Here is a 7,727-nt window from a genome sequence, read left to right as displayed (position 1 = left end):
CAGGGCCCACCGATCCTACGAATGACCAGTTCAGACCCAACAAAGAAGGTAGGACACCGGCTATGGGCACAACGCATGAGGGCTTCACCGCCGAAGAGCGCGCCGCGATGAAGGACCATGCCAAGGAACTGCGGGCTGCGAGACGCGGCGGTTCGCGGGCGGACAAGGCGGCGCAGGCGGAGCGGGACGTGCTCGCGAAGATCGCCGAGATGCAGCCGTCGGATCGGATCATGGCCGAGCGGGTCCATGCCGTCGTCAAGGCCAGCGCGCCGGTTCTTGAGCCGAAACTCTGGTACGGGATGCCCGCCTACGCGCTGGACGGCAAGGTGGTCTGCTTCTTCCAGAGCGCGGAGAAGTTCAAGGCGCGCTACGCGACCCTCGGGTTCAGCGACCTGGCCGCACTGGACGACGGCCCGATGTGGGCGGCGGGCTTCGCACTGGCCGACGTGACGGCGGAAGCGGAGGCGCGGATCGGTGCGCTGGTGCGGCAGGCGGTGAGCCGGGAAGAGCTAGCGGAATCCGCGTGACTGCCATGGCGGCGCTGTCGCGGGCGGCAGCCTGAAAACCCTTGCGTGGCAATACCTCCCACCTAGTTCCGGCAGCAGGCGAGAGCGCTGCCGGAACAAGGTGCGCGGGCTGACTTCCCGGTTGCTCGACTGACCGGAGCCGTGCCTTCCCGGTCGTATGCGGCCGTCCGTTCGGGCAGCGTTGCGCGGTGGCGGCCGCCCGGCACAACCTCCGCGACTGCGTGGCGTCTTCTCGGGCAAAGCTTCACCAATTGCCGCTAGAGGGGACGCCGGAGATGGGATTCACCGCGAAGAAGACGGTCAAAATGGCGATGATCGGCGGGGCGATCGCCGCCACCGCGCTTCTTTCCGCCTGCAGCGGGAACACCGCTGGGAACGGGTCGCCGGTGAACAACGCCGCCGTCCAGCAGTCCGCGCCGGGTGCGGCCACCGGTGGGTCCGGGGGCTCCAGCAAGGCGACCGGCAAGGGCAGCACCGACGAGAACGGCGACGTCAACTGCAGCAAGCTGGAAGGCAAGCAGGTCACCCCGCCCGGCGGTCCGCAGATGGACGTGATCGCCGTGTCCGCGACCAGCGGCACCAACCCGGGCTGCAACGACGCCTTCAAGGTGATCACCGAGTACTACCAGGAAATCCCGGCCAAGGGCGAGGGCCCCGGCCACCGTGTGCTCGACATCTTCGGCCACTGGACCTGCGCCGGATCCGGCGACCAGGCCAACCCCCAGGGCAGCGTCTGCGGCAAGGACGGCCGCACCGACTACACGATCGAGACCCGGCCCTCCGGCAGCGGCAAGGGGACGGCGCCGCAGCCTCGCCGGTTCCCGAACACCACCCAGACCGTGCAGTTCACCGGCTTCGACGCCAGCGTCAACATGGCCACTTTCCAGCTCGTCCGGCCGCAGGGCCAGGGCGAGTACGTGCCGGTCGCGGGCGACACCAAGACCTACCGTCTCCCGCTGGCCGAGCGGGCCATCGTGTGGAGCGCGGCCACGCTGTGCCAGAACGACAACCAGGCCACCGTCGGCGAAGACGGCCTCGGCACCTTCCGCTGCGACGCCGACCAGCTGCGCCGCACCCTCGCCGGCGGAACCCCGGCGCTGGCCCAGATCCTGGTGAGCGGCGACGACCAGATCGCCCAGGTCAAGGAGATCTACCACCCCTGACCCAGCTTCTTCCGACTGTGGGGCGACCGGGAATCTCCGGCCGCCCCACAGTCGCGACTGAGGTGCTGCGATAACCGTTGAGGCGGAACAAGTCTTCGACGAAGCCTAGGACTCCGATGCGGCCGCGGAGCGAAATCATCGTGCAGGGTCTGCGAGGGAAGCTCCTCATACGCAGCCCGATAGTGCGCGGTAAAAGCGCTAGGCCGCGTATACCCCCATCGCGCCGCGACCCGCGTGACAGTCGTCTGCCCAGGGACAGCGCGCGACTCCGCTCGCGCGTGGTCGAGGCGGACTCGCCGCAGATAAGCCATCGGCGTGGTTTCGATGAACGCACCAGCGCGGCGCAAGGCCGCGCGCAGATGCTGGGCACCGGCTGCAGCTCTACCGGCTTTTCGGCACCGGCAACCCGGGTGAGGACAGCCGGATCCAGCATGGTGATGCTGTAGCGCGCACGGCAGATCCGGCTGGAGCATTGGCCGCGGACGGCGTCCATCCGACTCCGGCCGGGCACGCGGCGGCTTGGCTGCGCCTGGTCGCCTGACTATCGCCGGGATCCTTGCTGTGCCTCGAGATTCGCCCGGTACTCCGTGCGTTCCGGGCGGTCCGAGTGCAGCGCGCGGTCGTCGCGGACCAGCCGCCGGATGCGGTTGAGGACCGGCTCCGGGGTGATTCCCGCGGCCGCGGCGAGCACGCCGACGTAGCCGGGGACGGCGATCTCGGCGCGGCGGTTGTGCACCGAATCGACAACCGCCCTGGCGACGTCTTCCGGCTGCACCTTCGGAATCGGCCGCATGTCCAGGCCCGAGGCGAGCGCGGTGTCGACGGCTGACGGCAGCACGGCGGTGATGCTGACGCCCGCGTCCGCGAACTCCAGGCGGGTCGCGGCCGTCAGTCCCACGACGGCGAATTTGGTCGCGTTGTAGACGGCCAGCCCCTTGACCGGGAACTTGCCCGCCAGCGAGGCGACGTTGACGACGTGGCCGAAACCACGTTCGGCCATGCCGGGCAGCGCCAGTTTCAGGCCGTTGAGGACGCCGCCGAGGTTGACGTCGATCTGCAGCCGATCGGTGGCGTCGGAGAGTTCGAGGAACCCGCCGTTCGGCATGAGGCCGGCGTTGTTCACCAGCACGTGCAACGGTCCGTGGGCTTTCTCGGCCGCGGCGACGAAGGACTCGAACGAACCGCGGTCGGCGACGTCGAGGTGGTGGGCGGTGCCGCCGATCATCTCGGCGGTCTCCTCGGCGGCTGCCTTGTTGAGATCGCCGATCGCGACGCGCGCTCCCTTGCTGGCGAACAACTTGGCGACCGCGCGGCCGATCCCGGCACCGCCGCCGGTGATCGCGACGGACGCGCCGTCGAGGTTGATTTTGGGGTAGTTCATCGGGTCGCTCCTTGCTCGATGGCGGCGCGGACGCGCGCTGGGGTCAGGGTGCGGCAGGCGCGGAGCACGTCGGCCCGGCGGCGCAGGTCCATGAAATTCGGGCCCATGACGTCCAGTTCGGCCTGGCCTGGCTCAATCCGGAGCACCCGGATGCCAGCGGCGCGGAGTTGCTTGACCTCGGCGTCGACGCGTCTTGTCATCGCGTGCCGGGCGAGCCGTTCGACCCGGGCGAAGCCGCGCCCGCGTGCGCCGCCGGAGGTGGACATCGGCGGGATGAGCACGACCTCCTCGACGCCAGTCGGGAGGACGAGATCGGCGGACGTCGGCGAGACAGTGCCGCCGTCGACGTACTTGCGGCCGTTGACGGTGACCGGAGGGAACCATCCCGGAATGGCCCAGGACGCGGCTATGGCGGTGCCGAGGTCCGTTCGGCGCGAATTCCCGAACGCGACCCGCTCCCCTGTGCGGATGTCGGCCCCTACGAGCCAGGTCCGCGGATGGTCGACCCAGCCGTCGGCGTTGGCCAGCGCGGTGCCGAGATCGCGCAGCCATCCGGCGTCGCCACGCCCTCTCGGCAGCACTCCGGCGAGCCCGGCCAGCAGGTCGACGCGCCCGCGCAGCGCTGCGGCGGTGAGGCCGAGACCAGGCCAAACCGGTGTCGGCAACGGCGGCAGCATGCCCGGATGCTGGGCGAGGTGATGCGCGACGCGCTCGTCGGCAGGCTCCCCGCGCAGCGCGGCCACGATCTCGCCGACCCCGATGCCCGAGCCGAGCAACGCCGCCATCTCCGCGCCCGCAGACGTGCCGACCAGGACGTCGGCGTCGCGTGCGTCCCAGCCCAACTGGTCCTCGACCGCGGCGAGGGCGGCAGCGGTCCAGGCGAAGCCGAGCGTGCCGCCACACCCGAGTACCAGTGCGCGTTGGGTCATCGGCCACCTCTGCGGAATCATGTGTCAGTGGCGGAACCGTATGTCATTTTTGCGGCGAGGGCAATGCGGTCAGCCGAGGTCGGCGCTGCTGACGACCTTGTTGCGGCCGCTGTTCTTCGCGTTGTAGAGCGCTTGGTCGGCCGCGTGGACGAGGCGATCGATGGCGGAACCGGCCTCGGGATAGGTCGCGATGCCGATCGAAGCAGAGAGCCCGTCGATCGTCTTCGTGCCGTTCAGGTCGGGCACCTCTACGGTGAGCCGCTCGATGGCTTCGCGGACACGCTCGGCGACGACCCCGACAGCTGGCTGACGGGTGTCGGTCAGCAGAACCACGAACTCCTCGCCGCCGAACCGGCCCACGGAGTCGTAGTCGCGCACCGCGCCGGTGATCGCGGTGGCAACTGCGCGCAGGACGGCGTCGCCGCTGAGGTGCCCGTGCTGGTCGTTGATCCGTTTGAAGCGGTCGAGATCCACCATCAGCACGCCGAAACTGGAGCCCGCCCGCTGCGCCCGGTCGAGCTCACGAGCGGCCAGGGTGTGCCAGCCGGTGGTGTTGAAGAGACCGGTCTTCTCGTCGGTGGTCGCGGCGATTTCCAGCTGCTTCACGAGGACCGCACGATGGATGACGAGCAGCGGCGGCAGGATGCAGAGGGCCAGCTCGGCCATCGTCGTCACGGCGAGCGCGGTCAGGATGCCGAGGCAGAGGGTCGCGGCTTCGAGCAGATTGTCGCCCCAGCCGCCGAAAAGGGTGCGCAGCGAGCGGTCCGAGGCGTCGAGCCCGGGGACAGTGATGAGGGCGGCGATGACGAAGTACGCGGCGGCGGTGAGGGCAAGACTGCCGAAGCCGGTCCAGCCTGCGCGCAGAGCCTCGTCGAGGTTGGGGGTGGCGGTCCGGGAGAAGACAGCGGCGGCGGCTTGGCAGGTGACGATGACCAGTGCGGCATTGAATACGACGCGGAACGCCGAGATACGGCGGGCGCGATAAGGGCTTCGGGTGGCCAGATAGAGGTAGAGGACCGCGACAAGCCCCGTGACAAGGGCCGACGGCAGCACGAGCACCCCGGCGAAGCTCCACACCGAAGTCAGGTTGATGTGCGGGGTGCCGGAGATGAGCCGAAGCCGTTCGACCTCGCGGCCCAGCTCGGCCTGCAGCAGCCCGCATCCGCCCAGCAGGCCGAAGACGAGGAGATCCCGGCCGGAGAAGTGTTCGGTGCAGACGGCGGTCGCGGTCGTGGCCACCGCCGCGGTCTCGATCAGGAGGCAGTAGGCGATCAGGCCGGGCCGCTGGGTCCACAATTTCCACCGCGGAAGCAATACCGCGGCACGGAACGAACGCGCCGGTCTGTCCGCGAGATCGGTGTCAGCCGTACCCACGTCGCCCCCTGCTTGACCAGCGCGTCCCCCGACGGACCATCAACAGTAGTCGGCGGAATTCGCACTGTCAGCAGAGTTCGGAAAACGTTGCAGTGAGCCAATATCGCTACTGTGCCGTCAGGTTTCCCTTGCCGTGACAGCTAATTCAGAGTAGGCCGGGTGCGCCGAACGGATCGGCGCACCCGGCACGGATCACTTCGAGGGCAGCGGCTGCGGCTTGCCGCCGTCGAGGAGGCCGTACGGCAGGATGCTGTCCGGGGTTCCGGTGATCGCACCCGCCGGGTTGTTCATCAGGCCGGTGACGAAATTGGCGCCGGAACCGTTCGGCGAGGGCAGCAGGAAGCCGAGCGTGCCCGCGCCACCGGCCAGGCCGCCCACCAGGTCTCCGACACCGCCGAGGCCGCTGTTGGCGCTCGGGCTGTCCACTGGTGCGGCTTGGGCCGTCGCGGTGGACAGGAAGACCAGTGCCAGCCCCAGCCCGAGGCCCCCGAGTGCACGCTTCACGAAACTGCTCCTTTTTCGAAGTGTCGTCCGGTAACGCGACTCAGGGTTGTTCGCGACGGCTGGCGCTGCCACTGGAGACCGGGTAAAGCGCCCGATCGTGCAAGGCTGGTCAGTGCTTGAAGGGGGTCAACGGGTCCCAGAGTTCCGCGCAGTGGTGCTGGCGCGGGATTTCCGTGGTGAGCTGACTGTCCCCGGCGGCGTTGAGCGCCAGCACCACCGGATTGTCCTTTGTGTACGGATCCCACTGCGGAGTCCCGTCCACAGTGGGATTTCCGGTGCGCGCGAACCCGGACCACTGCGTCAAAAGCTGATCGGCGAGCGCCTGCTGATTGGGCGTGAGCTGAACGCCGTTCGGGAACATCAGCAGCCATTCGGCGACGTGATAGGCGCCGTTCGGCTTGGCGGGGTCGACGAAGAATTGGGGCGGGATATCGGTGTCGTCGACCTGGTAGGCGAAGACCGGAATGTGCCGCGACAGTCGTTCGTCGTTGATCAGTGCGGGGCAGACCGAGTTGGAGTCGGCAACGGCGGTCCGGTAGGCGAGGAACGGGGCCGGCGTGGGGTAACGCTTCAGCGGATAGGTCTTACGGACCTCCTCGGCGTGCTTTCCGTACTGTTGCTTCATGAATTTGTCGTAATCGGCCGCGGTCTCGGCGAACGGCAGCTGGGTTTCGTCGCGGTCGACGCCGTGCATCAGGCTTACGTGATTGACGTGCCCGGCAGCGAAAGCCTCGGCGGGCGACATCGGCAGCGTCTTGCCGTCGACGATCGGCGCGACCGTTCCGTTGTCTGGATTTCTCCCGTGGTCGGCCTGTTTGAGGACCGCCGCCGCGGGCAGCGCACGCAGGCAGGCGGCAGTGGAACAACCCAGCGCTTTCGCGAACCGCGCGCCCTTTTGCTGCGCTTGGTTCTCAGTGGGCAGGTTTGCTTTGCAGTCCTGCGTTTGCCAGATGATGTCGACGCCGAGCAGAGAGTTGTACTCGCCGCTTTGGCTGATCCCGCGTTTGAAGAGCCCCGCCGACGTCGGCGAAGCGGTGTGCGCGCAGACGCTCGAGCCGCCCGCGGAGTCGCCGTAGATGGTGACGTTGTGCGGGTCTCCGCCGAACTTCGCGATGTTGCGTTGCACCCAGCGGAGCGCGGCTTGCTGGTCTTGGAGACCGTAGTTTCCCGCGTGCGCACCGAACGACTCATGCGCCAGGAAGCCGAAAATCCCGAGCCGGTAATTGAACTCCACGCTGATGACGTGCCCCGCCGTCACGAGAGGGCTCGCGTCCGTCGGCTTCCACAGCAGGAATCCGCCGCCGTGGATCTGCACCATCACCGGAAGCGGACCGGGACCCGCGTTGGCCGGCACGCGAACGGTCAGGTTGAGGCAATCCTCGTTAGCCGACCCCGGACCGGTCCCGGGCGGCTGCGGGCACTCGCTGCCCTCCTCGGTCGCGGCGAACGGCTCGGTCCAGTGCGCGGGCCGCTGCGGCGCTGCCCAGCGCAGTTCGCCGACCGGCGGCGCGGCGTAGCGAATCCCTTGCCACGACTTGATCTCCGCGCTCGAGACCCCGCACACCGGGCCGTCGTCGGTAGTCACCGTCGTGCCCGGCGAACACGCCGGCGCACCCGCCTTGGTGGCCAGCGCCGCCGACCCGGCCAACGACATCACCACCCCCACGACGGCCGCCAATACCGCAGCGGATGCCTTTCCATGGAATCTCATCCGTCCTCCTTCGCTCCCGCCTGGCCGGGGAGGCCGAACGAACGACGAGCAGCAACCACGCACCGAACAGGCGGTTTACCGGCATGGGCTCGACCAATGACCAGCTACGGGCCATTGCCGCGGGCACGAGTCCCGCGT

At 68.7% G+C, this 7,727-nt stretch carries 8 protein-coding genes; 2 read left to right on the top strand and 6 right to left on the bottom strand.

What is annotated here, in order from left to right; all coding sequences use genetic code 11:
• Window positions 1–62 precede the first annotated feature (62 nt).
• Together ACFORO_RS23810 and ACFORO_RS23805 are read left to right on the top strand one after the other, a co-directional pair.
• On the top strand, window positions 63–527 hold the full coding sequence (locus tag ACFORO_RS23810) for an iron chaperone (protein WP_354738854.1): 465 nt from the start codon (window positions 63–65) through the stop codon (window positions 525–527).
• Between the two features lie 275 nt (window positions 528–802).
• A complete protein-coding gene (locus ACFORO_RS23805; protein ID WP_354738856.1) occupies window positions 803–1,690 on the top strand; it encodes a hypothetical protein in 888 nt (295 codons plus the stop codon).
• On the opposite strand, the gene ACFORO_RS23800 is transcribed toward ACFORO_RS23805, so the two are convergent.
• The 6 genes from ACFORO_RS23800 to ACFORO_RS23775 all read right to left on the bottom strand — a co-directional run bounded on the left by ACFORO_RS23800 (window position 1,678) and on the right by ACFORO_RS23775 (window position 7,589).
• Entirely contained in the window at window positions 1,678–2,163 is a 486-nt protein-coding gene (locus tag ACFORO_RS23800) for a helix-turn-helix domain-containing protein (protein ID WP_377868788.1), read from the bottom strand. The genes ACFORO_RS23805 and ACFORO_RS23800 overlap by 13 nt on opposite strands.
• A gap of 68 nt (window positions 2,164–2,231) precedes the next feature.
• Window positions 2,232–3,071 carry an SDR family oxidoreductase gene (locus ACFORO_RS23795; RefSeq protein ID WP_377868787.1) on the bottom strand — a complete coding sequence of 280 codons (840 nt, stop codon included), beginning with the start codon at window positions 3,069–3,071 and terminating at the stop codon, window positions 2,232–2,234.
• Entirely contained in the window at window positions 3,068–4,000 is a 933-nt protein-coding gene (locus ACFORO_RS23790; protein WP_377868786.1) for a patatin-like phospholipase family protein, read from the bottom strand. The genes ACFORO_RS23795 and ACFORO_RS23790 overlap by 4 nt, the downstream gene beginning before the upstream one ends.
• Window positions 4,001–4,069: 69 nt before the next feature.
• Window positions 4,070–5,374, bottom strand: a complete 1,305-nt coding sequence (locus ACFORO_RS23785; protein ID WP_377868785.1) for a GGDEF domain-containing protein — start codon at window positions 5,372–5,374, stop codon at window positions 4,070–4,072.
• A gap of 192 nt (window positions 5,375–5,566) precedes the next feature.
• Window positions 5,567–5,878: a hypothetical protein gene (locus ACFORO_RS23780; RefSeq protein WP_377868784.1), complete on the bottom strand. Its 312-nt coding sequence runs from the start codon at window positions 5,876–5,878 to the stop codon at window positions 5,567–5,569.
• 109 nt (window positions 5,879–5,987) lie between these two features.
• Window positions 5,988–7,589, bottom strand: coding sequence for a carboxylesterase/lipase family protein (locus ACFORO_RS23775; protein ID WP_377868783.1), 1,602 nt, complete (start codon window positions 7,587–7,589; stop codon window positions 5,988–5,990).
• Window positions 7,590–7,727: the final 138 nt, after the last annotated feature.

This window comes from Amycolatopsis halotolerans, from assembly GCF_042647905.1.
Taxonomy (GTDB): Bacteria; Actinomycetota; Actinomycetes; order Mycobacteriales; family Pseudonocardiaceae; genus Amycolatopsis; species Amycolatopsis halotolerans.
The sequence above is the reverse complement of the archived record's forward strand: the minus strand, read 5'-3'. Positions and strand labels throughout refer to the sequence as shown.

Excerpts from the sequence above, each read along its gene's own strand:
- ACFORO_RS23810 (WP_354738854.1), top strand. The coding sequence starts at position 63 with ATGGGCACAACGCATGAGGGCTTCACCGCCGAAGAGCGCGCCGCGATG.
- ACFORO_RS23800 (WP_377868788.1), bottom strand. The coding sequence starts at position 2,163 with ATGCTCCAGCCGGATCTGCCGTGCGCGCTACAGCATCACCATGCTGGA.
- ACFORO_RS23775 (WP_377868783.1), bottom strand. The coding sequence starts at position 7,589 with ATGAGATTCCATGGAAAGGCATCCGCTGCGGTATTGGCGGCCGTCGTG.
- ACFORO_RS23790 (WP_377868786.1), bottom strand. The coding sequence starts at position 4,000 with ATGACCCAACGCGCACTGGTACTCGGGTGTGGCGGCACGCTCGGCTTC.
- ACFORO_RS23795 (WP_377868787.1), bottom strand. The coding sequence starts at position 3,071 with ATGAACTACCCCAAAATCAACCTCGACGGCGCGTCCGTCGCGATCACC.
- ACFORO_RS23805 (WP_354738856.1), top strand. The coding sequence starts at position 803 with ATGGGATTCACCGCGAAGAAGACGGTCAAAATGGCGATGATCGGCGGG.